This window comes from Streptomyces violaceus (genome assembly GCF_036014075.1).
Lineage (GTDB): Bacteria > Actinomycetota > Actinomycetes > Streptomycetales > Streptomycetaceae > Streptomyces > Streptomyces violaceus.
On the sequence record NZ_CP107911.1, the window covers coordinates 4,302,383 to 4,327,799 of the forward strand.

The 25,417-nt window shown below is 73.1% G+C and carries 21 protein-coding genes; 12 read left to right on the plus strand and 9 right to left on the minus strand.

Features of this window, described 5'->3' with window-relative positions:
* Positions 1-173: 173 nt before the first annotated feature.
* Positions 174-1,391: an MFS transporter gene (locus tag OG542_RS19295; RefSeq protein WP_328412488.1), complete on the minus strand. Its 1,218-nt coding sequence runs from the start codon at positions 1,389-1,391 to the stop codon at positions 174-176.
* A gap of 97 nt (positions 1,392-1,488) precedes the next feature.
* Here OG542_RS19295 and OG542_RS19300 point away from each other — a divergent pair, with 97 nt between their 5' ends.
* Both OG542_RS19300 and OG542_RS19305 read left to right on the plus strand, forming a co-directional pair.
* Positions 1,489-1,839: an ArsR/SmtB family transcription factor gene (locus OG542_RS19300; RefSeq protein ID WP_311126822.1), complete on the plus strand. Its 351-nt coding sequence runs from the start codon at positions 1,489-1,491 to the stop codon at positions 1,837-1,839.
* 124 nt (positions 1,840-1,963) lie between these two features.
* Positions 1,964-2,869: a hypothetical protein gene (locus OG542_RS19305; protein ID WP_328412490.1), complete on the plus strand. Its 906-nt coding sequence runs from the start codon at positions 1,964-1,966 to the stop codon at positions 2,867-2,869.
* Here the strand turns inward: OG542_RS19305 and OG542_RS19310 are convergent.
* Positions 2,866-6,666, minus strand: coding sequence for an nSTAND1 domain-containing NTPase (locus OG542_RS19310; RefSeq protein WP_328412492.1), 3,801 nt, complete (start codon positions 6,664-6,666; stop codon positions 2,866-2,868). The two genes, OG542_RS19305 and OG542_RS19310, sit on opposite strands and share 4 nt — an antisense overlap.
* Positions 6,667-6,918: 252 nt before the next feature.
* Between OG542_RS19310 and OG542_RS19315 the strand changes: the two genes are divergently transcribed.
* From OG542_RS19315 to OG542_RS19325, 3 genes are read left to right on the plus strand one after another with little or no spacing between them, the layout of a single operon-like run.
* Positions 6,919-7,743, plus strand: a complete 825-nt coding sequence (locus OG542_RS19315; RefSeq protein WP_328412494.1) for a glycoside hydrolase family 16 protein — start codon at positions 6,919-6,921, stop codon at positions 7,741-7,743.
* Positions 7,744-7,748: 5 nt separating this feature from the next.
* Entirely contained in the window at positions 7,749-8,201 is a 453-nt protein-coding gene (locus OG542_RS19320) for a hypothetical protein (protein WP_328412496.1), read from the plus strand.
* On the plus strand, positions 8,198-9,640 hold the full coding sequence (locus OG542_RS19325; protein WP_328412498.1) for a hypothetical protein: 1,443 nt from the start codon (positions 8,198-8,200) through the stop codon (positions 9,638-9,640). Before OG542_RS19320 ends, OG542_RS19325 begins: the two co-directional genes overlap by 4 nt.
* A gap of 23 nt (positions 9,641-9,663) precedes the next feature.
* Here the strand turns inward: OG542_RS19325 and OG542_RS19330 are convergent, their stop codons facing one another.
* Together OG542_RS19330 and OG542_RS19335 are read right to left on the minus strand one after the other, a co-directional pair.
* Positions 9,664-12,045, minus strand: coding sequence for an ABC transporter permease (locus tag OG542_RS19330; protein WP_328412500.1), 2,382 nt, complete (start codon positions 12,043-12,045; stop codon positions 9,664-9,666).
* Complete coding sequence (locus OG542_RS19335; RefSeq protein ID WP_328412502.1) at positions 12,042-12,815, minus strand: ABC transporter ATP-binding protein; 774 nt, start codon at positions 12,813-12,815, stop codon at positions 12,042-12,044. Before OG542_RS19335 ends, OG542_RS19330 begins: the two co-directional genes overlap by 4 nt.
* Positions 12,816-12,971: 156 nt before the next feature.
* Between OG542_RS19335 and OG542_RS19340 the strand changes: the two genes are divergently transcribed.
* The gene (locus OG542_RS19340; RefSeq protein ID WP_328418001.1) at positions 12,972-14,102 is read left to right on the plus strand and encodes a sensor histidine kinase; all 1,131 of its coding nucleotides are present in this window, start codon (positions 12,972-12,974) and stop codon (positions 14,100-14,102) included.
* Positions 14,081-14,740: a response regulator transcription factor gene (locus tag OG542_RS19345; RefSeq protein ID WP_328412504.1), complete on the plus strand. Its 660-nt coding sequence runs from the start codon at positions 14,081-14,083 to the stop codon at positions 14,738-14,740. Before OG542_RS19340 ends, OG542_RS19345 begins: the two co-directional genes overlap by 22 nt.
* A 19-nt stretch (positions 14,741-14,759) precedes the next feature.
* Here the strand turns inward: OG542_RS19345 and OG542_RS19350 are convergent, their stop codons facing one another.
* Both OG542_RS19350 and OG542_RS19355 read right to left on the minus strand, forming a co-directional pair.
* Positions 14,760-15,194, minus strand: a complete 435-nt coding sequence (locus OG542_RS19350; protein ID WP_328412506.1) for an ABA4-like family protein — start codon at positions 15,192-15,194, stop codon at positions 14,760-14,762.
* On the minus strand, positions 15,191-16,093 hold the full coding sequence (locus OG542_RS19355; protein ID WP_328418003.1) for a hypothetical protein: 903 nt from the start codon (positions 16,091-16,093) through the stop codon (positions 15,191-15,193). The genes OG542_RS19350 and OG542_RS19355 overlap by 4 nt, the downstream gene beginning before the upstream one ends.
* A 184-nt stretch (positions 16,094-16,277) precedes the next feature.
* Between OG542_RS19355 and OG542_RS19360 the strand changes: the two genes are divergently transcribed.
* The 5 genes from OG542_RS19360 (at position 16,278) to OG542_RS19380 (ending at position 21,076) form a co-directional block, all read left to right on the plus strand.
* Positions 16,278-16,931, plus strand: coding sequence for a MerR family transcriptional regulator (locus OG542_RS19360; RefSeq protein ID WP_311126812.1), 654 nt, complete (start codon positions 16,278-16,280; stop codon positions 16,929-16,931).
* 102 nt (positions 16,932-17,033) lie between these two features.
* Positions 17,034-17,843 (plus strand): hypothetical protein, encoded by an 810-nt coding sequence (locus OG542_RS19365; RefSeq protein WP_328412510.1) that lies wholly within the window; start codon positions 17,034-17,036, stop codon positions 17,841-17,843.
* Positions 17,844-17,901: 58 nt separating this feature from the next.
* Positions 17,902-19,083, plus strand: a complete 1,182-nt coding sequence (locus OG542_RS19370; protein WP_328412512.1) for a sensor histidine kinase — start codon at positions 17,902-17,904, stop codon at positions 19,081-19,083.
* Positions 19,080-19,793 (plus strand): response regulator transcription factor, encoded by a 714-nt coding sequence (locus tag OG542_RS19375; RefSeq protein ID WP_328412514.1) that lies wholly within the window; start codon positions 19,080-19,082, stop codon positions 19,791-19,793. Before OG542_RS19370 ends, OG542_RS19375 begins: the two co-directional genes overlap by 4 nt.
* A 95-nt stretch (positions 19,794-19,888) precedes the next feature.
* Positions 19,889-21,076, plus strand: a complete 1,188-nt coding sequence (locus OG542_RS19380) for a serine hydrolase domain-containing protein (protein ID WP_328412516.1) — start codon at positions 19,889-19,891, stop codon at positions 21,074-21,076.
* 12 nt (positions 21,077-21,088) lie between these two features.
* Here the strand turns inward: OG542_RS19380 and OG542_RS19385 are convergent, their stop codons facing one another.
* From OG542_RS19385 to OG542_RS19395, 3 genes are all read right to left on the minus strand, one after another.
* The gene (locus OG542_RS19385) at positions 21,089-21,769 is read right to left on the minus strand and encodes a response regulator transcription factor (RefSeq protein ID WP_311126807.1); all 681 of its coding nucleotides are present in this window, start codon (positions 21,767-21,769) and stop codon (positions 21,089-21,091) included.
* Entirely contained in the window at positions 21,766-23,001 is a 1,236-nt protein-coding gene (locus OG542_RS19390; protein WP_328412520.1) for a sensor histidine kinase, read from the minus strand. Before OG542_RS19390 ends, OG542_RS19385 begins: the two co-directional genes overlap by 4 nt.
* 106 nt (positions 23,002-23,107) lie before the next feature.
* Positions 23,108-25,318 (minus strand): MMPL family transporter, encoded by a 2,211-nt coding sequence (locus OG542_RS19395; protein ID WP_328412522.1) that lies wholly within the window; start codon positions 25,316-25,318, stop codon positions 23,108-23,110.
* Positions 25,319-25,417 lie beyond the last annotated feature (99 nt).

Consider the following 25,417-nt stretch of genomic DNA (forward strand, 5'->3'; position numbering starts at 1 on the left):
AGCGATCGTAGATATGGAGAAACGATTTCGTGTTTTTACCGATGGGTAAAGTCCGGAAACGCCGATCGCGATCGCTTGACCAATTTACCCCCTTGCTCGAATCCCCTTGCGAAAACTGGAGTTTCACCTGAGGCGGCAGAGGAAAAGGACTCGAAGTCCTCTCGATAATTCACTTACGGAATACGGAAATCCTGGGCTCTTTGTGCCGCCGGGCGGATGAGGACGACGAGCCCGCCCGTGACGGCCAGCCCTGCCAGGACGGCTCCGAAGAGGGTCGCCCCGGTGGGCAGCCCCATGGCGTCCATGAGGTAGCCCGTGGACACCGGCAGCAGGCCGGCCGGGAGGTAACCGCCCACGTTCAGCGCGGCGTTGGCCTCGGCGAGCCGCTGCGACGGAACCGTGGAGTTGAGCAGCGAGAGGCCGCCGAGCTGGCCCATGCCCTGGCCGGCCCCGGCGAGCAGGGCGGCGGCGACGAGCAGGGCGGCCGACGAGGAGCGCACGGCGACGATCAGCGCGGCCATGCTCAGGGTGGTGCTGATCGCACCGGCGGTCAGGACGGTGTGCCGGGGCAGCTTCCGCACGGCGAACTGGACGCCGGTGGCGGCGAGGAACATCGCGAACGCCATGACTCCGGCCACGATCCGGCTGGTGGTGCCGAGCAGTTCGGTCAGCAGGGTGGGGCCGAGGGACAGCACGAAGGACGTGGCGGTGATGCCGGGTGCGAACACCGCGACGCCCAGGGCGAGATGGATGCCGTTGCCATGCGGTACGCCGGGCACGCGCACCCAGGCACCCTTCCCGGGTGCGGCGGGACGGCGTACGGGCATCCGCAGCACGGCGAGGACGGCCGTGACCAGCAGGACCGCCTCAACGGCGAAGACGGTCACGGTGGGCGCCGGCAGCGTCTCGGAGAGCAGGCCGGCGAGCAGCGGGCCCAGCCCGGCCCCGAAGACCATCGCGCAGGAGGCCAGTAGCGCGGCCAGCCGCTTGCGCTCCGGGCCGGCGACGTCGCTCACGGCGGCCATGCCGGCGGAGACGACGGCACCGACGGCGATGCCGGTGAACAGCCGGGCGATGACCAGCGCGATCACCGTCGTGGCCGTCGCGAAGATCGCGCAGGCGGCGAGCGCCAGGGCGAGGGCGGGCAGCAGTACGGGCACCCGCCCCAGCCGGTCGGAGACCACGCCCGAGACGAGCAGCGAGCCGAGCAGCCCGACGATGTAGAACGCGAAGACGACGGTCAGGGTGCCCTTGGAGAACCCGATGTCGCGCTGCCACAGCACATAGAGCGGGGTCGCCGCGTTGGACAGCACGAAGACGGCGGTGACCGGCCACGCCGCCAGCCACACCCACCAGGTGGGGGTACGGGTCGCGGCCTGACGTTCCGACATGGTTGGTCCTTCCGGCGGGCTCAGTACGAGTTTTCTCGAACTTAGCATGCAGTACGATGAAACTCGTACAAGCGATTCGGATGACAGGGAGCTGCCCATGTCCGCGACGGAGCCGGAGGGGCTGCCGGAGCCGCTGCCCGAACCGGCGGTGGAGGAGCTGCGTCTGGAGACGGTGCTGGGCGCGCTGAGCGACCCGCTGCGTCTGCGGATCGTGCGCAAGCTCCTGCTGGAGTCGGAGGCGTTCGACCACTCGTGCGGCTGGTTCGGCCTGGACCGCCCCAAGTCCTCCCTCACCCACCACTTCAAGGCCCTGCGCGAGGCCGGCATCACCCGCCAGCGCCAGTACGGCCTGGAACGCCGCAGCCACGTCCGCGTCACCGACCTCGACACCCGCTTCCCGGGCCTCCTGGACCTGGTGGCGGCGTGGACACCGCCGGACAAGCCCTGAACCCCATGCGAGGCCGCGACGTTGTTCAAGGTTGCGGAGCGGGTGGCCGAACAAATCCGTGTCTCGTTGAACTGGAGCACCCGGCCTGCGAAGCCGGGATCAGGGCACGGAGAGGGGTCGTTGGATGGGCACGAGGGGGAGCGTCGTCGCCGTGGCGGCCGCCGGAGTGGTACTGGCTCTGGGCGGCTGCGGCGGGGGGACGGGCGAGAAGACCGACGCGTCGGCGAGTGAGTCGGCGAAGCCTGCGCAGACCCGGCCGCCGTCCGGGGAACTCGTGCGGTGGACCGGCGACATGTGTGCGTCGACGGTCGCGGTCGAGGAGCTTCGGGCGGAGAGCGCCGCGGAAATGAAGGAGATCCGGGACCCGGACGAGGCCGGACTGTCCGCCCAGGCCCAGGCCCTCAGCTACGTCGTCAGGACACCGTCGGAGGTGAGGACGGTGGAGAGCGAACTGGAGGGCCTCGGCCCGTCGGGCGTTACCGCGGCCGACCGGCTGCTCGACGCCTGGCAGAAGAAGCTGAAGGATGTCGTGTCCGAACTCGACGGGGTGTCACCGGCTGTGGGCCTCGACGAGGCCGAGGGCAGTGCCGCGGACGTCGACAAGCTCGTCCAGTCCCTCACCCCGCCGAAGCCGGACCTGCCCGAGCTCACCGAGAAGGATCCGCGGCTCGCGGCCGCGTACCGGAAGGCCGAGCAGTGCGCCCCGGGCTGGAAGCCCGGCGAGGGGTCCGGCGATACGGACTCTCCCGCGCCCGACCCCAGCGGCCCGCTGCCCGAGCCGGCGGACGGCAAGAACCTCTCCGCCTGCTCGGACGGCACGTGCGAGATCCTCGTGACCTCCGAGGCCGACCTCACGGCGAACGGCGTGGACCTGCACATCACCGTGGGGAACTCCGTCACCTTCCGGACGCCCGGCAGCGTCATGAACCTCGGCGGTCAGGGAGGGGTCGCCCAGTTCGGCGACGACCTGAAGATCACCGTCGTCGCGCACAACGAGGACGGTGCCGTGCTGAAGTTCAGCAAGCTTTAGCGCCCCTCACACACCTCCCGGTACCCGAGTCGCGGGAGGCGTTCCTCCCAGTCGGCACGGGTGAGGACGCCGGCCGTGCGGTCACAGGCGTAGCCGGCCGCGCGGTCCGCGTCCAGGGTCCACACCCGGGCCGTCAGGTCGTAGCCCGCGGAGGCGAGGGCGTCGCCGCGGGGGCTGAACGCGACGGTGGTGACGGTGTCGAGATGACCGGTGAGTTCCTGGCCGAGGGGCTCGGCACGGGCCGGGTCGGCCACGTCCCACAGCCGGACCGCGTGGTCGCCGCCGCCGGTCGCCAGCGTCTTCCCGTCCGGGGCGAACGCCAGGGCCCGGACCTCCCCGCGGTGTCCGGTCAGCGCGTCTCCCAGCGGGCTTGCGTGATCCGCCTGTTCCTCCTTCCCCACGTCCCACAGCCGCACCGTCCGGTCGTCGCTGCCCGTCGCCAGCGTCTTCCCGTCCGGGGCGAACGCCACCGCGTTGACCTCCTCTTCGTGTCCTCGGAGGGCCTCGCCCGCGGGGCGTGCCCGTGTTCCGGCGCCCACGTGCCACAGGCGCGCTGTGGAGTCCTCGGAGGCGGTGGCCAGGAGACGGCCGCCGCGTGCGAAGGCCACGGAGGTGACGGTGTCCTGGTGGCCGCGCAGCGGTGCGCCGAGCGGCCGGACGCGGTCCGCTCGCCGGACGTCCCACAGCCGCACCTTGTCGTCCTCGCCGCCGGTGGCCAGCGTGCGGCCGTCCGGCGCGAAGGCCACGGCCGGTGTGCCGCCGTCGTGTGCGGGCAGGGGTGCTCCGAGGGGCGCGGGGCGGTCGGGCGCGGAGACGTCCCACAGGCGTACGGTGCCGTCCGCGCAGCCGCTGACCACCGTGCGGCCGTCCGGGGCGAACGCCAGGGCCAGCACACGGTCCTCGTGGCCGAGCGGCCGGGGCAGCCGGCGCGGGCGGTCCGGGCGGCGTACGTCCCACAGGCGGATCAGCCCGTCGTCGGTGCTCGCTGCGGCAAGGAGCCGGCGGTCGGGGCTGAAGGCGAGGGCGGTCACCGGGTTGGTGAAGTCGGTGAGGACGCTCGGCGGCCGGTGCCAGAGCAGGACGCCGCCGTCGGCGCCGGTGCTGGCGAGGGTACGGCCGTCGCGGCTGAAGGCCACCTCCCACACGGCCTCCGTGTGGCCGGTCAGCGGCTCCCCGAGCTGCTGCGGGTAGGCGGGGTTGGTGACGTTCCACAGGACGGGCGCGTCGTCCTCGCCCGCGCTCGCCAGGGTCTCGCCGTCGGGGCTGAACGCGACCGACATGACGGGCGCGGTGTGCGCGGTGAGCGGTTCGCCCAGCGGTTCGAGGCGGCCCGGGCCGGACGCGTCCCACAGCCGTACGGTCTCGTCGAAGCCGGCGGTGGCCAGCGTCCGGCCGTCGGGTGAGAAGGCCAGCGTCCAGACGGGGGCGGTGTGGGCGCGCAGGGGCTTGCCCAGCGGGGCGATGCCGTCGGCCTCGCCGTAGCGCCACATCCGTACGGTGCCGTCGTAGCCGGCCGTGGCCAGGGTGCGGCCCACCGGCGCGAACGCGACCGCGCGGACGCTCCCGTCGTCCGACCCGTCGGCCTCGGCGGGCTTGCCGAGCGGTGCGGGGTGCGCCGGGTCGGTCAGGTTCCACAGCCGTACGGTCCCGTCGTCGCCGGCGGTGGCCAGTGTCCGTCCGTCGGGGGCGAAGGCGACGGAGACGACGTTGTCCTCGTCGTGGCTCACCAGCGGGCCGCCGAGGGCGCGGGGCCGCTTCCGGTCGCGTACGTCCCACAGGCGGACGGCGCCGCCGTCCCCGGTGGCCGCCAGCAGGTTCCGGTCGGCCGGTGCGAAGGCGACCGCGCTGACCCGGGCCGTGCCGAGTCGGAGGGGTTCGCCCAGCGCTCTCCCCGTGGTGGTGTCCCACAGCCGGACCGTGCCGTCGTGGCCGCCGCTCGCGAGGGTGCGGCCGTCGGGCGCGTACGCCACGGAGCTGCCGGCCCCCTCGTGCCCGGGCAGCCGGGTGGGCAGCACCCGGCCCGCGTCCGAGGCCAGCCGGGTCCTGAGGTCCGGGGTGGAACGCATGCGGTACGCGGCGACATCGAGCCGGGCCGCCAGCCCGGCGTGGGTCTCGCGGACCCGGTCGGCCTCGGCGGTGAGCCGGCCGAAGACGGCGTCGTCCCGTTCGGCCTGCGCGGTGGCACGGGCCTGGAGGGCGACGACGGCGGTGCCGGTGGCCAGCAGGGCGAGCGCGGCGAGTACGGCCACGACCGTGCGGCGGAGCAGTGCGGCGCGGTGCCGGCGGCCCAGTGACGTGGTGAGGAACCGCCGTTCCAGCGGCGTGAGTTCGTCAGTGGTGGTGTCGTGCGGGAAGGCGTCGCGGGCGGCGCTCAGCCGGGAGCCGGCGTAGAGCGCGGCGTTCTCCTGCCCGAGTCTCTGCCAGGTGCGGGCGGCCTCGGAGAGTGCGCGGTGGACGCGCAGCCGGTCGCGTTCGGCGTCGATCCAGGCGCGCAGGCGGGGCCAGGCGGTGATCAGGGCCTCGTGGGCGAGGTCGACGGTGCCGTCGTCGAAGGTGACGAGCCGGGCCCGGGCCAGGCGCTCCAGGACCACTCGGGTGTCGGCCGGACTGCCGAAGTCGAGCTCCGCGCGGTCGGTGGGACGACGCGTGTCGGGTGTCCCGTCGCCGGGAGCGACCAGCCGCAGCAGGACGCGGCGAGCCAACCCGGCCTGAGCAGGGGTGAGTTCGCCGTACACCTCCTCGGCCGTCCGTACGACGGCGCCGCGCAGTCCGCCGGCCGCCTCGTACGCGGTCTCGGTCAGGGCACGGCCGCCGCGGTGGCGCCAGGTCTCCAGCAGGGCGTGCGACATCAGCGGCAGCCCGCCCGGGGCGTCCTCGACCTCGTCCAGGAGGCGGTCGGTCAGGGCGCGTTCCACGATCAGGCCGGCCGCGGCCGCCGGACGGACGATGGCCTCGCGCAGTTCCGTACGGCTCATCGGCCCGGCGAGCAGGGTGGCGTCCTGCAACGCGGCGGTGAGGACGGGGTGTTCGGCGCAGCGGCCGAGGAAGTCGGCCCGCACCGCGATGACGACCCGCAGCCGGCTGTCGGCGTCGGTGGCGGCGACGAGGCGGTCGATGAAGGCGTCCCGGCCGGCCGGGTCGGCGCCGAGCGTGTACAGCTCCTCGAACTGGTCGACGATCAGCCAGGTGTCGGCGTCCGTGCCGGGAACGGGCGTCAGCCGGTCGGCGTGCGTGTGCAGCGGATCCGCGCCGGGGGTGAGGATCCGTACGGCCGCGGGCGGCGCCTCGTCCTCGGAAACCGCCCGCAGCCGGGGGATCAGGCCGGCGCGCAGCAGGGAGGACTTGCCGCTGCCGGAGGGGCCGAAGACGGCGGTGAAGCGGTGCTTGCGGTTCAGCTCGGTGAGCCGCTCCACGAGTTGGTCGCGGCCGAAGAACAGCTCGGCGTCGCCCGGTTCGAACCGGGTCAGGCCCCGGTAGGGCGGCCGGGCGGTCTCGTCGGCGGCGGCCTCGGCCGCCAGCTCGTCCGACGCCTCGCGCCAGCGCCGCTCCCACTCGGCGAGGTCGCCGCCGCAGGCCTTCACATAGGCGAGCGTCACCGCCCGGGTGGGCAGCTGCTTGCCCGCCGCCGCCTGCGACAGGGTGGTCACTCCGTACCGCGCCAGTCGGGCCATCTCCCGGTACGTCGGCCTGCCCGCGGACTCCCGCAGCGCGCGCAGCCCGGCGGCGAACCGCGGTACCGGTCCGGCCGCCGGATCCAGCTCGCCCTCAGCGCGACCCGGCCCTGCTTGTCCCGGCACGTGCCCGCCCCCTCCCCCTCGACGCCCTCCCTCGACCTTCGGCCGAATCGGCGGGCGGGACAGCGGAGTTCACTCTTTTCTCACGCTTCCTCCAGGCCACTCGGCGCGGCGTGCGCCCCCGGGTTGTTCGGTGCGGGTAGAGGGCCTGCCGAACAACCCCGTACGGCGGTCGACTTCTGGTGGGCCACGGCGCGGTCCGAGCCCCGCGAGGGGAGGGCTCGGGCCCGCCGCGCATCCACGAGAAGGAGAGTCATGTACGGACGACATCGGCATCTCGCCGTGGGGCTCGGGGCGGCGGTCCTCGCGCTGACACTCACGGCACCCGCCCCCGCGCGAACCGCGGCGGAGCGGTACGGCTGGGGAGACCCGCTCCCCGCGTGGTCGGACGAGTTCGGCTACGGCTCCGACGCCGCCCCGGCCCTGCCCGACCGCGCCAAGTGGCGCCTGGCGGGCGGCGGCCCCGGCGCTTGCTGGCCCGGCCACGGCGGCAACGGCCGCCGCTGCGACGCCAACACCCGGGTCGTCGGCGGCATCCTGCGTATGACCGGTGAGACGGACGGCGACACCGGCTGGCTCGCCTCGCAGTACGGGCAGCGCTACGGCCGCTGGGAGGCCCGCGTGCGCTCCCGGGCCACCGCCCCCGACAACGGCCGGACGTACCACCCGCTGCTGATCCTTTGGCCGGACTCCGACGAGCACCCCGAGGACGGCGAGTACGACTTCCTGGAGAACGGTGCCCCCGGCGAGGACTGCGCGGAGGCGTTCCTGCACTACCCGCACCCGGAGGGCGTGCCCGTCCAGCAGGAGCACGCGCGGCAGTGCGGTGTGGACCTGTCGCAGTGGCACAACGTGGCCGTCGAGTGGACCCCGGACCACCTGCGCGGCTTCCTCGACGGCGAGGAGTGGTTCCGCTTCTCCGGCGGCGCGAACGAGGACCGCGACTGCATCCAGTGCGCCCCGTCGATGCACCAGACCATCCAGCTCGACAACTTCCACGGGGACGGCCTGCAGAGCGCCGTCTACGAAGTGGACTGGGCGCGGGTCTACGACCTGCCGGACGACGAAGGCGTGAGGTGATCGCGATGCAGGACTCTCCGAAGGTGCGCATGCCCGGGGCCGTCATCCTGGCTCTGGTGATGGTCTGCGGGCATGCGCTGGGCTACCTGTTCGGCGGCTGGGCGCTCATCGACGAGAACCGGAGCAAGCTGGAGCACGGGCAGGACCTCCTCATGCCGATGGCGATGGCCTGGTGCGTGGCGCTGTTCCTCTGGGGGGTGGCAGCACTCCAGGTCGCCTGCGTCGTACTGGCGCGCAAGCGGCGCTACTGGGTACGGGTGGTGCTCATCGTGTGCCTGTCGTTCGTGGCCCTGTCGATGATCGTCGCCTTCCTCGGTTCGCTGGTGGGCGGGGTGCCGAGTCTCCCCGCGTTCGTGATCGCGGGCCTGGACGTGGCGGCCCTGTGGATGGTGAGCGGCCCGTCGGGTCACGACTACTTCTCCGCACGCGGCCCGGCCTCGGGGGTGATCCCCGCATGACGTACCCGGCGTACGCACCCGGCCCGCCCCTGCCGCCGGAGCCGCCCGAGCCGCCGCGGCCCCCGGCCCCGTCCGACCCGTCGGCGGTGGCCCTCGGCAACGCCACGCTGCTCGGCCTCGGCTATCTGCTGCTGCGCCGACGGCGGTTGACGGCGATCGCCGTGATCGGCACGGTCGTGCTCATCGACCTCACCGCGAAGACCGCCGACACCCGGTACGAGATCCTGCTGCTCCTGTGGTGGGCGGCCTGCATCGCCCACGGCTGGTTCCTGGCCCGCCGCCGCCCGGAGCAGGCAGTACGGCGCGGGCAGCGCGCCGGGACGCTTGCCCTCACCTTCGCGGTCGTCCTGACCGCCTCCCTGCTCCGTATCGACGCGTACGGCATCGAGAACCGCGTGACCGAGGCCCGCGAGGGCGGCGACTGCGAGGCGGCCGTGGCCGCGCAGGGCGAGGTGGGGTGGGGCCACCGCCTGGCGGGCGCGCCGGTGGTGGAACCCGGCGACGCGGTGGTGGAGGCGTGCCACCGGCTGGAGGGGGCGGCGGCCACCCTGGCCCGCGCCGCGCGCAGGGGCAGCACCGAGGACCTCGGGCGAGGCTTCGGCACGCTCGCCGGCGTCCTGAACGAGCCCGGCAACGAGCAGACCGTCAGGACGGCCCTGGACACCTTCCTCGAAGGCCTGCCCACCGACGACTCCTGCGACACCGCCGCCCTCACCGCCTGGCTCCGCGACCGCGGCCCCAGCCACGACGTCCTGGACCGCTCCGCCGGCACCGCGGCACGCACGGAACCGGCCGCCCTGGTGGGCTGCGGCGACCACCTGATGACCGAGGACGCCTGGCGGCAGGCACGGACGCACTACCAGCGACTCCTCGACACGTACCCGGACGACGCCCGCACCGGCGAGGCCCGCGACGGCGTGCGCGAGGCGACGCTCGCCATCGAACTGGACCACGTGCGCGGCCTGGTGGAGGACTCCTACGACGCGAGCTCCGGCTACTGTTCCGAGCCCGCGAAGTACAGCGGAGCCCCGCCGTACCGCAAGGGCTCCGGCCGCGCGCTGTTCCTCGGCGACACCGAGTACACCGACCGGCTCCCCGGCTCCTGGCGCACCGGCGACCCCGCCAAGGCCGCCGTCGTGGTCTGCGCGGACGAGGCGGAGAACGGGACCGCCGTTCAGACCTGTCGCTACGAGAACAAGAAGTCCGCGTACCTGCCCCACCAAGTGACCTTCTACAAGGTCAAGATCCCCCTGAAGATCTACGAACTCCGCACCGGAAAGCGCCTCGACCCCCGCTCGGTCCAGATCGGCGGCGGCAGCTGCCCGAGCGTCCTGCGCTACACGTCCTACGGCATGTACGACCTCGGTCCGGGCGACCAGTTCGTCTCCACATCCAAGTCGGGCGTGCGCGACGCCTTCCGCCCGGCCGTCGGCCGCTGACCCCACGGCCGGGACCCGGGCCGTCACGCGCGCCGCATCCGCCGCAGGGCGGCCCGGGCCGGGAGGACGGTGGCCGCCGTGGCGACCAGCAGGCAGCCGGTGATCACGCCCACGACCCAGGGCCAGGCCACCGCCGGTTCGACCGGCAGGCCCAGTTCCTCGCGCAGGCCGTGGGCGATGCCGAACAGGGCGGGGGCGGCCACCACCAGGCCCAGGGCGGCGCCCAGGGTGACGACGCAGCACGTCTCGGCCGCGAGCGTCAGCAGTACCTGGCGCGGTGTCGCACCCGACAGGCGCAGCACACGGAAGTCCCGGGTCCGGCCGGCGGTGGCCGCCAGCAGGGTGGAGGCCACGGCGATCATGGTGTAGCCCGCCGTGATCGTGACGAGGATCAGCGTGAAGCGCCACACCAGCCGGTCCTCCTCGGCGTCGTCCGAGGCCGCGTACACCGCCACCGACACCTCCTCGGCGCCGAGCCCGGCGGGGAGCGGGGCGGGAGTGGGACCCGTGCGGTAGGCGACGTCCGCCAGTGCCGACGGGTCGTGGGCGCGTACCAGTTCGCGCGGCAGGAAGACCTGGTACGGCATCGAGTCGTCCACCACGGCGGTCACCCGCAGGCGCCCGACACGGCCGTCCTCGAAGGTGAGTACGGCGGTACGGCCCTCTCCCCAGCCGTGCGCGGCGGCCACCGCGGACGTGACGACGACCGTGTTCCCGCGAGGGGCCCGCACCCTGTACGCCTGCTCGAAGCCGGGCGACACCCCGGCCGCCGACAGGGCCGCCCTGCCCTCGCCGCCGTAGACCGTCGTCGACAGCGGCGCCGTGCCCTCGACCCGGGCGGCCGCGGCGTCCGACAGACCCGGTGTCCCCCGGGGCACGACCGCCGCCTCGGCCCGTACGGCCGCCGCCTGCCGGGTGGTGTCGGCGCTCTGGGTGGTCTGCACGGCGCTGGTGATCAGCACGGCGAAGGCGACGGTCGCCAGCACCGGGGCGATCGCGGCGGACGTGCGGCGCACGGCGGTGGTCATGTTCTCGCGTACGAGCACGGCGGTCGCACCGGGGCGTCGGGCGAGCGGCCGGGTCAGCACCCCGGTCAGGGGCCCGGCCAGCACTGGCAGGAGGAGGGTCAGCCCGGCCGTCAGGCCCATGGCCGCGCCCAGGGCCAGCAGCACCATGGCGTCGGCCCCCGCGAAGGCCGTACCCACGGAGCAGACCGCGCCCAGGCCCGTGGCCGCCAGTCCGGTGATCCACCGGCGGCGGGTCATCGGCCGGCTGTCCACCGCCGCCTCCCGCATCGCCTCCAGCGGCTTCACCCGGGACGCCCGTCGCGAGGCGGCCCCCGCCCCGGCGAGCGCCACCGCCACGCCCAGGGCCCAGGCGGCGGCCGGTACCCACCAGCGGATGCTCACCTCGAACCCCGCCGGCTGGAAGCCCGCGTCGATCAGCAGCCCGGTCATCGCGGGCGCGAGCGCCACTCCCTCGACCGCCCCCGCCCCGGCGCCGGCGACCCCCACCACCAGGGCCTCCCCGTACACCAGCCGCCGCACCTGCCTCGGTGTGGCGCCGATCGTGCGCAGCAGGCCGAACTCACGGCGCCGCTGGGCGACGGCGAACGCGAACGTCGAGGACACGTTGAAGACCGTGACGAAGGCGGAGAGCAGCGCCATGGCGGTGAGCACCTGGCCGCCGATCCAGCGGGTCATCTCGTCCTGCCGCGGGGCGAGCGCGTCACGGGCGGCACCGGTCAGGACCGTGCCGTCGCCGCCGACGATCCGCCGCGCGGTGTCCCCGACCCGGGTGGCGTCGGTGCCGGGCTCGAGGACCAGGCCGATGGCCCGTACTCCGCCGGCCAGTTCGGCGGCGCTCCGGTCGGTGACGTAGTAGCCGGGGCCGTCCATCGTCCCGGACACCGAGAAGCGCCGCGGCCCGCGCGCCGTCAGCACCGTGACCCGCTCACCCGGCCCGTGCCCGAGGGACGCGTCCAGAACGATCTCGCCCGCCGTGGCCGGCGGCCGGCCCGCGCTCAGTGCGTACGTGGCGAGCGCCGCGGCCGACCAGGGGTGGCCCTGACGCTCCCCCTTGCGCTGCTCGCTGCCCGGCGTCTGCGCGTAGAAGGACCGGTCGGCCACCGCGGCGGCCACTCCCGGGAGTTCGGCGAGCTTGCGCCGCAGCTCTTCGGCGCGCCCCGGTGCCCACGGCGGGTTCTCCGTGAACACTCCGCCGGTCGGCTCCCCCGCCGGGCTCTGTACCAGCACCGGCGCCCCCGCGAGCCGCCTCGGCACACCCGTGCCGTCCGACAGCAGGACCAGCGCGCTCATGGTGACGACCGCGACGCCCAGCGCCACGGCCACGAAGGACCCCAGGAAGGAGGTCCACCTCTCCCTCGCCGTCGCCAGACTGATCACGGCCGTACCTCCAGGGCGGCGGTCCGCGCCGCGATGGCCTCGGCGCCCTCGGCGCCCGGCAGTTCGTCCGCGAGCCGGCCGTCGGCCAGCAGCAGCACCCGGTCCGCGTACGCCGCGGCGGCCGGGTCGTGCGTCACCATCACGACCGTCTGTCCGCGGCCGTCCACCAGGTCGCGCAGCAGCCGCAGCACGACCCGCGAGGCACCGCTGTCCAGCGCGCCGGTCGGCTCGTCGGCGAAGAGGACGGCGGGCCGCGCGATCATCGCCCGTGCGATCGCGACGCGCTGCTGCTGGCCCCCGGACAGTTCGCTCGGCCGGTGTCCCTGACGGTCCGCGAGCCCGACCGCGGCGAGGGCCGCCCGCACCTCGTCCGCGGCCGGGCGTGACCCCGCCAGCCGCAGGGGCAGTTCGACGTTCTGCGCGGCGGTCAGGGCCGACACCAGGTTGAACGCCTGGAAGACGAACCCCACCCGTTCCCGGCGCAGCACTGTCAGCGCGTTCTCGTCCAGCCCGCCCAGTTCCGTACCGTCGATCAGCACCTCCCCGGCGCTCGGCCGGTCGATGCCCGCCGCGCAGTGCAGCAAGGTGGACTTGCCGGAACCGGAGGGGCCCATGACGGCCGTCATCGTCCCGGCCGCGAAGTCGAGGGTCACGTCGTCGAGCGCGGTGACGGCGCGCTCGCCGGTGCCGTAGCGCTTGGTCAGCGATTGGAGCCGGACGGGCGGCACGGCCGAAGTGCCGTGCCTCGTGGTCGTGTTGGTCGTGGTCATGCCTTCAAGGCAACGACAGCCGCACCGCCCGGCACATTGCCGCCCGGGCGAGAGCCGATACTCCACCTGGCACTACTGCCCTGGCCGCCCAGCGCCGCTACGGTCGACCGCGTGACCACCCCCCGAACCGTCCTGGAGGCTCTCACCCGCAGCCCGTTGGGGTTCCTGCGCACCGCCTGGCCGTGGCGCGCGCTGGGATACCTGCTGTCCGGCGGGATGTTCGCGACCGGCGCGTACATCGCTGTCGGCGGACTGTTCGGCGCGCCCCTCGGCACGATCGCCAGGGTGCTGTGCGCGGGGGCCGTGGTGGCCTTCGCCGCCGCCCTCGCGGGTCCCCTGGAGCGGCGCCGCCTCTCCCTCGTGGACCGCGGCGAACGGCCGCAGTCTCCGGGCGGCGGCCCACGGGCCGTCGGCTACGGCGTCGTGTCGGTCCTGGCCGTCGGCTGGATGGACCTCGGCGTCGTCCTGGTCTCGCTCGGCATCCCGGGCTTCCTCCTCCTCGCGCCCTTCCAGCCCACCGCAACGCCCTGGCAGACCGTGGCCGGCCCCGTCGCGGGCGCGCTGCTGCTGCCCGTAGCCGCGTACCCCGTCGCCGCGTGGGCCGGCGTCCGCGCCGCCGTGGCCCGTGCCGTGCTCTTCCCGAAGGACCGCGAACTGCGCGAGGTCGTACGGTCCCGGGCCCGCCTCGTCGACGCCTTCGAGACCGAACGCCGCCGCATCGAACGCGATCTGCACGACGGTGCCCAGCAGCGTCTCGTCGCCCTCACCATGAAACTGGGCCTCGCCGGCCTCGATCTGCCGCCCGGCAGCGCGGCGGCGAAGGAGGTCGGCGAGGCCCACGCCCTCGCCAAGGAGGCGCTCACCGAGCTGCGTGAACTGATCCGGGGCATCCATCCGCAGATCCTGACGGAACGCGGACTGCCCGCCGCCGCACGGGACATCGCCGGACGCTGCCCGGTCCCCACGGACCTCGACCTCGACCTCCGCGGCCGCCTGCCGGCCACCGTCGAGCAGACGGCGTACTACGTCACCGCCGAGGCTCTCACCAACATCGCCCGGCACAGCGGCGCCGACCGCTGCCGTGTCACCGCCCGCTGCCACGGCGGTGTGCTCCGCCTCGACATCGAGGACAACGGCTCCGGCGACGCCGACCCCGCCCGCGGTACGGGCCTCGTCGGCCTCGCCGACCGCATCGCCGCGGCCGACGGCAGAATGCTCCTGTCCAGCCCGCCCGGCGGGCCCACACTCCTCAGGGCGGAGATCCCGTGTGGCAGTCCCTCCGCATAGTCATCGCGGAGGATGCCGTCCTCCTGCGCGAAGGCCTCGTCCATCTGCTCGAGCGCTTCGGCCACCGGGTCCTCGCCTCCGTGGGCGACGGCCCCGCGCTGCTCGCCGCCGCCCGGGAACACCGGCCGGACCTGGTGATCACCGACGTCCGGATGCCGCCCGGCCAGACGGACGAAGGACTGCGCGCGGCCCGCCTGATCCAGGCCGAGCAGCCCGGCCTGGCGGTCCTCGTCCTCAGCCAGTACGTGGAGCAGACCTTCGCCGACGAGCTCCTGGACGACCGTCGCGCCGGCGTCGGAACGGGCTACCTCCTCAAGGAACGCATCGGCGACGTCGAGGAGTTCGCCGACGCCGTCACCCGCGTGGCCGCCGGGGCGACCGTCGTCGACCCCGAAGTCGTACGCCAGCTCCTCGCCCGCCGCCGCGACCCACTGGACCGGCTCACACCCCGCGAACGCGAGGTCCTCGCCCTCATGGCCGAGGGCCGCTCCAACGCGGCCATAGCCCGCCGCCTGGTCGTCACGGACGCCGCCGTCGCCAAGCACATCGCAAGCATCCTCCAGAAGCTCGACCTCCCCCCATCGGCCCCCGACGACCACCGCCGCGTACTGGCGGTACTGGCCTATCTCCGCGCCTGACCCGGAACCGGCCCGCCGCTCAAGGGACTTGGCCCGGCCGCCGCTCCCTCACCGCCCGCACCCCCAGAAAAGCCAGAAACCCGAACGGCGACAGCAGAACCGTGAGCACCAGCAACGGCCCCATCAACAGGGCGGAGATCTCCAGCCGCCTGCCCTCCCGGTACATCCACTGCCCGATCAGCAGATCCCAGGCGATGACCTGCGCCCAGACGGCCCCCGCCCCGTCCGGGAGAGCCGTCAGCTCGCGGAAGGTGCCGAGGTCCGGGCTGCTGACCGCGCTCCACAGCTCGGGGAACACCGGGACCGCGAGCGCGAGATAGACGATCAGGACAGGGACGACGGTCAGCGGTGACCCGGCGATGCGGGCGGTCGGCCCCCACGCCGGCGCGAAGATCATGAGCAGCCAGACGGGTGCGGCCAGCAGGAAGGACAGTTCGAAGAGGAAGCCGGTCATGGCACGAGGTTCTTCGAGACGAGAGCAGTTGTCGCGACCGAGGTCCGGCCCGTCCGCAAGGCCCCGCACACCCCGAGAGCGACGGTGATCAGAATCAGGCCGGTCGCCCCCAGCGTCGCCCCGTCCGGACGGATCAGCGACTGGCCGCGCAGCGCCTGCCAGAGGACCAGCGCGAAGAGGGCGGCGTACGCCCCCGAGGCGACCAGGACGAGGCGCAGCCGCACCCGGTCGTCGGCCAGCCGGGCGAAACGCGGGGCCAGGAGACTCAGCACCATGACCAGCAGCGGCAGGAGTTGGAGCGCGTGCATGCCGAAGAAGTGCGGGATCCGCAGATCGCCGCCGGTGGTGGACCAACCGGTCAGCGGCATCGAGGGGCCCCCGTCCGGCACGCCCACGCTGTGCGCGCCGACCACCTTGGAGACGCCGCGCTGCTGCCCGGGCGCCGGCTGGGTCATCAGGAAGCCGACGGCGGCCCCGGCCAGCGCCAGGAGGATTCCGCAGCGGACGGCCCAGGCGGACGCCCGGTCAGCGATGCGGGCCCGGAGCAGCAGCACGGCCACGACGAGCGTGCCGGCCCACAGGATGACGACCGTGACGGCCATCGCGTTGAACAGGGCCTCGTCGAACGGTGTCGCGTGGTTGAAGTGGCTGCGCTTTCCGCGGACGACCTGCCCGGTGATGATCACCATCTCGACGAGGCTGGCCAGCGCGACGACGGTCCCCGCCCACCAGCCCACGCGCCGCCGGTCGGGGAGAAGCGCCAGCATCCAGGCGAGCGAGAGGCAGTACGCCACGAACGAGACCGCGAACTTGAACGGCTTGGCCCAGATCGGCGCCCCCACGAGGACGCGGTCGTCGACGAGGACCCCCACCGCGGACACCACCGCCAGGACCGCCATCGCGGCCGAGAACACCACCAGTGGCCGATGCCAGGACGTACGTAAGGACAACACCTTGCCCACCCCTCCCCATGAATGGATAGCGGCACTATCCGCTATCAGATAGCTGAACTATCTATCATTGGCGCCAGGTCGGCAAGGGCCGGCGCGACGGACGAAACGAAAAACAGGGAGTGAACCGGCATTGCGCATCGGAGAGTTGAGCCGGAAGACCGGGGTGCCGGTGCCGACGATCAAGTACTACGTCCGTGAAGGACTGCTCCCCGCGGGCGAGCTGACCAGCCGTAACCAGGCGAGCTACGAGGAGGCACACGAACGCCGGCTCCGGCTGATCCGGGCCCTGCTCGACGTCGGCGGCATGAAGGTGGCGGAGATCGCGGACGTACTGGCGGCCGTCGACGACCCGGAACGCCCGCTGCACAAGGTGCTCGGCGCGGCAGCGGACCGCGTGGGCGGCACGGCCGCCGACCACGACGACGACGAATCGACGGCCGCCCGCGCCGCCGTGGCCGACCTCGTCGCCCGGCGCGGCTGGCGCACCCACGAGTCGAACCCCGCCGCCACCGACCTCTCCAGAGCCCTGGCCGCCCTGACCCGGCTGGGCCACGGAACCTTCGCCGAACTCCTCGACACCTACGCCGAAGCCGCCGAGCAGGTCGCCCAGGCCGACCTCGCGTACGTGGACCGGCGGGTCGCGGTCGAGGACATGGTGGAGGGCGTGGTCATCGGCACCGTCCTGGGCGAGGCGGTGTTCAGCGCACTGCGCCGCCTGGCTCATGTGGAGGCGTCGGCCAGGCTGTACGGCACGGAGGGGGCGCCCGAGGGCGGGAAGAGCTAGGTCGTGGCGAGCGGCCGGGTCCGCGCCGCCGGATACTGGAAGGTGAGAAGGCGGGGAGTCGTACACCCCTCCTCGCTCGCCCTACCCCGCAAGGGAGTAACCATGAGTGACCATCATGGGAACGGTGATCATCACGATCCCCCCAGCCCCGACACGACCGGCGGTCACGGAATGCTGGTGTTCGGTCACGAGGTGACCTACTTTTCGCATCTGCCGATGTTCGACACCCCGCACAACTACCAGGTGCTGCTCGAAGTGGGGCTGGACGAGGACGTGCATGAGGCGCTTCGATCGCACAGCCACGCGTTCCCCGAGGAGCCGTACGACACGTTCGACCCCGTCCACTTCCCCATGGCCGAGCTCGATCCGGCCGGGAGCGGCCCGAGGCGGACCTCCATCGCGGGAAGCATCTACTGCGGCCACTTCGAGCGCAGGGCGAAGGGAACGCCACCGCTCGCACGGAACACAGAGGTGCGCGTCGAACGCTGCGTGCAGTTCACCCAGCTCGATGTGGACGCGCGTGCGACCGACGACGGCAAGCTGGAATACCTGTGCTTCGGACACGGCGGACCGCTGTACCTCGCGCACGCGATCAGCGGCTGGCCGAGCTACGACCAGATCCTCGAGGTCCATGCCGTTCCCGGTACGGCGACGAACCCCATGGGTCAGCCGCTACCGGACGACACGGCCACGATGGACGAGTTCTTCAGAGAGCACTTCACCACGGCCGACCCGTTCGACGTCGGCGGGCGGAGCGACGACCCGGACCACCGGCTGGCTTCCCAGGAGGTGGCCGACGGATCGTTCTTCGCCACCTCTCCGCCCAGCGGTACCCACGGCTTCAACGTCCGGCTCGAAGCCGAGCGGGAGCTGTACCTCGAAGTCCGCGAACTGGCGCGCCCGATGCACTGACCCGTGCCGCTCACAGCCGCTCCTTCATGGACGCGTCGGGCCGCTACCGTGTGGAGGCGTGGGGGGCATACGCGGAAACATACGGCAGTGGTGGGAGCGGGGACGGGCTCTGACGGCGGCCAATCCGCTCGTCGTCGATGTCGGTATCGCGCTGTTCGTGCAGTGCGCGATGACCATGCCGTTCGTCGTGCCGCGTGCGGCCGGGTTGCCGCCCGCGACCTGGGGCGCGTACGGGCTGAGCACACTCACCGTGCTGCCCCTGGTCTGGCGGCGGCGCGCTCCCGTCGCCGTGCTGTTCGCGGTGCTGGCCACCAACGCGCTGTACGGGCTGTCCGTGGACGGGCCCGGGCAGCCGCTGCCGTACACCGGGCTTGTGGTCGTGTACACGATTGCCGCGCTGTCGCCCGTGCGGAAACGGCTCGTCACCGGGGGCGTGCTGCTGGTCGCGGTGCCGGTGGGGGTGTGGCTCAACACCCGGTCCGCACGTGAACTGACCTTCTCCGCCTTCGTGTTCGCGGCCGCCTATGTCCTCGGGCGGCTCACCGACGCCCGTCAGCGGGCGAACCGCGTCGAGGCCGAGCAGGCCGCCGCCCGCGAACGGGCCCGGATCGCACGGGAGATGCACGACATCCTCTCCCACGCGGTGAGCCTGATGATCGTGCAGGCGGAGGCCGGGCCGGTGGCGGTGCGTGCCGCGCCCGAGCGGGCGGAGGCCGCCTTCGACGCGATCTCCGCGACCGGGCGGGACGCCATGACGCAGCTGCGCCGGATGCTGGGCGTGCTGCGGGAGGGCGCTGAGGAGAGCGACGGCCGTGACACCGCTCCGCGCGCGCCGCAGCCGGGGCTCACCGAGCTGCCCGGCCTCCTGGAACGGGTGCGCAGTGGTGGTCTCGATGTGGTGTACGGGACGGCGGGGGCCGTCCGGCCGGTGCCGGACGTGATCGGCGCGACCGTCTTCCGGGTCGTCCAGGAGGCCCTGACCAACACCCTGCGGCACGCGGACGCCCGTACCGTGACCGTGCGACTCACCTATGGAGACAGCGAGTTGGATGTGCGAGTGACGGATGACGGACGTGGGCCGCAGCCGGGGTCCGGCGGCGGTGGGCACGGGCTCATCGGTGTCCGCGAGCGGGCCGCGGTGCACGGTGGCACCGCCGTGGTGGGGGCGGGCCCGGACGGCCGGGGGTTCGAGGTGCGCGTACGGATACCCGCACCGGCCGCCGCGGAGGTGGCGCGGTGACGATCCGTGTCGTGGTGGCCGATGACCAGGAGCTGGTGCGCAGCGGCTTCGCGATGATCCTGGACGCCCAGCCGGACATCGAGGTCGTCGCGGAGGCCGGTGACGGGGCCGAGGCGGTCGAGGCGGTGCGGCGGCACGCGCCCGACGTGGTGCTGCTGGACATCAGGATGCCGCGCATGGACGGGATCGAGGCCTGCCGCGCGATCAGCGCCCTGGGCGACTGCCGGACCGTGATGCTCACGACCTTCGACTCCGACGAGTACGTCTACGAGGCGCTGCACGCGGGCGCGAGCGGCTTCCTGCTCAAGGACGTACGCCGGGACGATCTCGTGCACGCCGTACGGGTCGTCGCCCGGGGCGACTCGCTGCTCGCGCCGTCCGTGGCCCGGCGTCTGGTCGAGCAGTACACACGGCCCGCCGCCGCCCGGCCCCGTCGGCCCGATCCCCGCCTCGACGCGCTGACGGGGCGGGAGCGGGAGACGCTGCTGCTGCTCGCGCGGGGCCTGTCGAACGCCGAGATCGCCGCCGAGCTGGTGGTCAGCGACCACACGGTCAAGACGCATGTCGGCAACGTGCTGGCGAAGCTGGGGCTGCGGGACCGGATCCAGGCCGTGATCTGCGCGTACGAGACGGGGCTGATCGCGGCCGGTGATCCCCCGCCCGGGGGAGCCGGCCCGGCCGGTCCCTCCCCCACGTCGGCGAGGAACTGACGCGCCGGAACCGCCCACCGGGGCGATCCGCGGGAAACGACTGGTCCGGAGGATGGAGCCGTTCACAACACCGGCCCACGCCAACGGAGTTGACCATGCCCCGTATCCGTTTACTGACCGCCGCCGTCCTCGTCGTGGGAGTCGTGGCGGGGCCATCGGCCCTCCCGGCCGCAGCCTCCGCCCCGGCCGCCCCGGCCGCCCCGGCCACCGTGTCCTCCGCGGTGTCCGCGCAGTCCCCGAACCCCGCCCTCGAAGCCGCCATCGCGGGCCTCCCCACCGCCGACGCGACAGCCGCCCTCGTGCGGGTCGGCGGCAAGGAGGGTGTGTGGCGGGGCAGCTCAGGTGTGCACGATCTGCGGAGCAACCGGCCCGCCGACCCGGCCGCCCGTTTCCGCGCCGGTTCCGTGACCAAGGTCTTCACGGCTGCGGTCGCCCTGCAACTGGCCGAAAAGGGCCTACTGGACCTCGACCGCACCGCCCGCTCCTACCTCCCGGACCTGATCCCGGCGGCGTACAAGAACGTCACCGTCCGGCAGCTCCTGAACCACACGCACGGCATCCCGCTCGCCGACTTCCCCGCCACCACGGTCGAGGAGTCGTACGAGATCCGCTTCCAGGTGCACGACCCGCGCGCCATGGTCCGCTCGGCGACGTCGAAGCCGCCGGAGTTCACGCCGGGCGAGCGGCAGCACTACCACAACATGGGCTACACGATCGCCGGTCTGCTCATCGAGCGCGTCACCGGTGACTCGTACGAGGATCAGGTCGCCGAGCGGGTGCTCGAGCCGCTGGAGCTGCACGACACCTACTACCCGGGGGCGAACCCGCGGATCGTCGGGCCGCACAACCACGGCTACCAGACGATGCGGCTCGACGACGGCACGGTCGGGCTCCGTGACGTGTCCGTGTGGGGGGCCACGGACGCCTGGGCGGCCGGGGACATCATCTCGACCACGGCCGACCTGGAGCGGTTCACCCAGGCCCTGTTCAAGGGCCGGATCGTGCGCGGCCCGCTGCTGGAGGAGATGTTCGCCCTGCCGAAGGTGGCCGACTTCAAGACCGGGGAGCCGGCCGCGTACTCCGTCGGTCTTTCGATGAAGGTGCTGGGCGGCCGCGAGGTGTGGGGCAAGACGGGCGGGCGCTGGGGGTACAACGCGGCCATCGCCGCCACCCGCAACGGCTCGCGCACCCTCGTCTACAGCGTCAACTCCACGGACGCCAAGGGCCAGGACATGAACAAGGTGGCCCAGGACATCATGGTGGCGACCTACGGCAGGCCGTAGTGGGCAGCGCCCTCACGCCGTGGGCGGCGTCGCCCGTACCAGGCCCGTCTGGTAGGCGATGACGACCAGTTGCGCACGGTCGCGGGCGCCCAGTTTCGTCATGGCCCGGTGGATGTGGGTGCGGACGGTCAGCGGGCTGAGCGTGAGGTCCTCGGCGATCTCGGTGTTGGACGCGCCGTCCGCGGCCAGGGCCATCACCTCGCGTTCGCGGACCGTGAGGTCGGCGAGGCGCTCCGGCGGCGCCAGGTGGGTGCCGGGGGCGGGCGCCAGGAGGAAGCGGGTGATGAGGGAGCGGGTGGCGGCGGGTGAGAGGAGCGACTCGCCGGAGGCCACCGTGCGCAGACCGGTCAGCAGGGTGTCGGCGGTGACGTCCTTGCCGAGGAAGCCGCTGGCGCCCGCGCGCAGGGCCTGGGCGACGTAGTCCTCGGTCTCGAAGGTGGTCAGGATGAGGACGCGGGTCGCGGACAGCTCCGGGTCGGCGCAGAGGGCCGCGGTGGCGGTGAGGCCGTCGGTACCGGGCATGCGGATGTCCATCAGGACGATGTCGGGGCGGTGGACGCGGGTCAGCTCCACCGCCTCCGCGCCGTCGGAGGCCTCGGCGACCACCTCCATGTCCGCGCAGGAGTCGATGAGGATCCGGAACGTGGCCCGCAGCAGGGCCTGGTCGTCGGCGAGCAGCACCCTGATGCTCATGGCGTGGTTCCTTCCGCGAGGTCGGTGGAGGGTTGCAGTGGCAGCGCGGTGGTGACCTCGAAACCGCCCTGGGGGCGGGGGCCCGCGCACAGTTCGCCGCCGATGGAGTGGGCGCGTTCGCGCATGCCCATGACGCCGAAGCCGCGGCCCTTGGCGGGCTCCGGCTTGCCGGGGCCTTCGTCAACGACCGTGATCAGCAGGCGGGAGCCGGTGTAGGCGAGGCGGACGTGAGCGGCCTCGGTGGCGGCGTGCTTGGTGACGTTGGTGAGGGCCTCCTGCACGATCCGGTAGGCCGTCAGGTCCACCCCCGGGGAGAGCGGCTGCGGCTCCCCTTCCGTGGTGACGGTGACCTGAAGGCCCGCCGACCCGCACGCCGCGACCAGCTGGGGCAGCCGGCCCAGGCCCGGGGACGGTTCCAGCACCGCGGAGCCGGGGGTGTCGTCGCTGTCGCGCAGCAGGCCGAGCGCGGCCTTCAGCTCCCGCAGCGCGGAGGACGTGGTGCCGGTCAGGTCGGTGAGGATCCTCTGGGTCTGCTCGGGGTTGGTGAGGGCGAGGTGCGCGGCCGTGCCGGCCTGGGCGTTGGCCAGGGCCATGTGGTGGGCGACGACGTCGTGGAGCTCCCGGGCGATGCGCATCCGTTCCTCGGTGACGCGCAGGCGGGCCTCCTCCTCCCGGGTGCGCTCGGCGTGCTCGGCACGGGCCTGCACCGACTGGAGGTAGGCGCGCCGCAGCTGGGTCGTCTTGCCGGCGGCGAGCGGCAGCATCAGCCAGAAGATCGGGCCGATCGTCCTGAGCAACAGCGAGATGTGGTTCATGGAGTCGGAGAACACGGCCGCGAGCGTCAGCGCCACCAGGGTGGTGAGGCCGTAGACGCGGGTGGACCTGCGGTCGGTGAGCGCGGCCAGCCAGTAGAGCGCCGCCATGACCGGTGCCAGCAGCAGGGGGGTGACCAGGTAGCCCAGCGCGACCGCGGCGACCGTGCTGACCCCGGACACGACGACGGCGGTGCGCGGGTGTGTGCGGTGCTTGAGCAGGGCGAGACAGGCCACCCCCATGAGGACGGTGGCGGTCTTGTCCTGGTCCGGCGGGGTGGCGCTGGGCAGGGTGATCGAACTGCCGAGGGCCGCGCAGCCCATCAGCGCCAGGACCATCGCCAGATCGACGAGGAACGCGTGGCGTGCCGAGAATTCCTCGAGGCGATCCGCGTAGCGCCGCTCCAGACTGATACTCATCGGGCTCTCCGGTCGGTGGGCTGGGACCATCGTGGTCGACTCCGGGCGGGAACGCCCGGGGGCCGCCCGTGTCCTTCGCCACGGGCGGCCCTGGTGAGGGGGTGCGTCAGGTGCGCGCCGGTTCCCGATCGGGTGCGGCGTCCGGGGCCGGATCCGTCCCGGGCCGGCGGCTGAGCGCCTCTCCCTCCACATCCACGCGCGGCAGCGCCCGGTCCAGCCACTTCGGCAGCCACCACGCCTTGCCGCCGAGCAGGGCGAGCACGGCGGGCACGATCGCCATCCGGACGACGAAGGCGTCGAAGAGGACGGCGGAGGCGAGCCCGAAGCCGATCATCTTGATCATGGAGTCGCTCTCGCCGACGAACCCGGCGAAGACCGCGATCATGATCAGGGCAGCCGCGACGACCACGCGGGCGCTGTGCCGGAAGCCGGACGTGACCGCCTGCACGGGCGACTCGCCGTGGACGTGGGCCTCCCGCATCCGTGAGACGAGGAACACCTCGTAGTCCATAGCGAGGCCGAAGACGATGCCCACCAGGAAGATCGGCATCAGGCTCATGATCGGGCCGGTCTGCTCCACACCGAGGAGCTCCGCGCCGTGGCCCTGCTGGAAGACCACGACGACCGCGCCGAGCGAGGCCAGCACCGACAGCAGGAAGCCGAGGGCCGCCTTGAGCGGGACGAGCAGCGACCGGAAGACCACCAGCAACAGCACGATCGCCAGACCGACGACCACGATCAGATACGGGACCAGCGCGGCCTGCACCTTCTCGGCGATGTCGATGTTCATCGCGGTGCTGCCGGTCACCTCGTAGCTCGCGCCGGTGCCGGACTCGATGCCGGGCCGCTCGTCCCGGATGGTCTTCACCAGGGTCTTGGTCTTCTCGTCGGTCGGCGCGGTGGACGGCACGACGGAGAAGACGGCGGTGTCGCCGGTGTCGTTGAAGCGCGCCGGGGAGACGGACACGACGCCCTTCGTGGCGCCGATCTCCTTGGCGATCGAGTCCGCGGCCCCCTTGGGGTCGGTGGCGCCCTCGCCGTCCACGACGATGGTCAGCGGCCCGTTGAAGCCCGGCCCGAAGCCCTCGGCGAGCGCGTCGTAGGCCCGGCGCTCGGTGGTGGAGGTGGGCTTGGCCTCGTCCCCGGGCATGCCCAGCTGGAGGTCGGCCGCGGGCAGTGCGAGGGCGCCGAGGCCGACGACGCCGAGGAGCAGGACGGGTATGGGGCGGCGCAGGACGAACCGGGCCCAGCGGGCTCCGCCGTTGGTCTCGGTGCTCTCCTCGATCCGGCCGCTCTTGCGGGCCCGGCGCGGCAGCACCGCGTTCGGCCAGAAGCCGAGGAACGCCGGGACGAGGGTCAGCGCGATCAGCACGGCGACGACGACCGCGCCCGCGGCGGCCAGGCCCATCTTGGTGAGCATCGGGATACCGACCACGGCGAGCCCGGCCAGTGCGATGACGACGGTGAGCCCGGCGAAGACCACCGCGGACCCGGCCGTGCCGACGGCCATGCCGACCGCCTCCTGCGGCGTACGGCCCTTGGCGCGCTCCTCCCGGTAGCGGGACACCACGAACAGGGCGTAGTCGATGCCGACGGCGAGGCCAAGCATCATCGCCAGGGTGCCGGTGGTGGTGGACAGGCCGAGGCCACTGGACAGGGCGAGGATGGTGGCCATGCTGACGCCGACACCGATGACGGCGGTCAGCAGGGGCAGCCCGGCGGCGGCCAGCGAGCCGAAGGTGACGAGGAGCACGACGGCTGCGATCGTGACGCCGATCACCTCGGCCGTACCGCCCGGCCCGCCCTCGGCGGCCAGCGCGGTGCCGCCCGCCTCGACGGTCAGCCCGGCGTCCCGGGCTCCCTCGAGGGTGTGCTCCAGATGGGTCCGGCTACCGTCGGTGAGGTCGGTGGACTTGACCTTGTAGGTGACGGTCGCGAAGGCGGTCGAGCCGTCCTTGCTGATCGTCTTCGCCTGGAACGGGTCGACGGCGCTCGCGACCTGCGTGCCGTCGCCCAGTCCGGTCACGGCCTTCTCGATGGCCTCCTTGTTCTCGGCGGCGGTCACCTTCTCGCCGCCCGGCGCGATGAAGACGACCCGGGCGGTCGCCCCGTCGGCCGTGGCGCCGGGGAAGCGCTGTTCCATGAGGTCGAACGCCTTCTGGGACTCGATGCCGGGCATCGAGAACTCCTCGTCGACCGCCCCCGGCGCCTTGAGGGCGCCGAGCCCCACGGCGGCCAGGACGGCCGCCCAGACCAGGGCGACGTACCAGCGTCGCCGGAAGGCCAGACGGCCCACTCGATACAGGAAAGTTGCCACGGCAGCAGGTCTCCACATCCGGTGTCGATCGTCCGCCCAGCGTGTCCGTGGCAAGGCTCCCGCGTCGTCGTGCGGCTGCCGACAATCCGGGCTACTGAG

Coding starts and splice junctions, on each gene's coding strand:
- OG542_RS19380 (WP_328412516.1), top strand. CDS start 19,889: ATGCCCCGTATCCGTTTACTGACCGCCGCCGTCCTCGTCGTGGGAGTC.
- OG542_RS19295 (WP_328412488.1), bottom strand. CDS start 1,391: ATGTCGGAACGTCAGGCCGCGACCCGTACCCCCACCTGGTGGGTGTGG.
- OG542_RS19390 (WP_328412520.1), bottom strand. CDS start 23,001: ATGAGTATCAGTCTGGAGCGGCGCTACGCGGATCGCCTCGAGGAATTC.
- OG542_RS19315 (WP_328412494.1), top strand. CDS start 6,919: ATGTACGGACGACATCGGCATCTCGCCGTGGGGCTCGGGGCGGCGGTC.
- OG542_RS19305 (WP_328412490.1), top strand. CDS start 1,964: ATGGGCACGAGGGGGAGCGTCGTCGCCGTGGCGGCCGCCGGAGTGGTA.
- OG542_RS19350 (WP_328412506.1), bottom strand. CDS start 15,194: ATGACCGGCTTCCTCTTCGAACTGTCCTTCCTGCTGGCCGCACCCGTC.
- OG542_RS19355 (WP_328418003.1), bottom strand. CDS start 16,093: ATGGCGGTCCTGGCGGTGGTGTCCGCGGTGGGGGTCCTCGTCGACGAC.
- OG542_RS19385 (WP_311126807.1), bottom strand. CDS start 21,769: ATGAGCATCAGGGTGCTGCTCGCCGACGACCAGGCCCTGCTGCGGGCC.
- OG542_RS19300 (WP_311126822.1), top strand. CDS start 1,489: ATGTCCGCGACGGAGCCGGAGGGGCTGCCGGAGCCGCTGCCCGAACCG.
- OG542_RS19335 (WP_328412502.1), bottom strand. CDS start 12,815: ATGACCACGACCAACACGACCACGAGGCACGGCACTTCGGCCGTGCCG.
- OG542_RS19365 (WP_328412510.1), top strand. CDS start 17,034: ATGAGTGACCATCATGGGAACGGTGATCATCACGATCCCCCCAGCCCC.
- OG542_RS19325 (WP_328412498.1), top strand. CDS start 8,198: ATGACGTACCCGGCGTACGCACCCGGCCCGCCCCTGCCGCCGGAGCCG.
- OG542_RS19320 (WP_328412496.1), top strand. CDS start 7,749: ATGCAGGACTCTCCGAAGGTGCGCATGCCCGGGGCCGTCATCCTGGCT.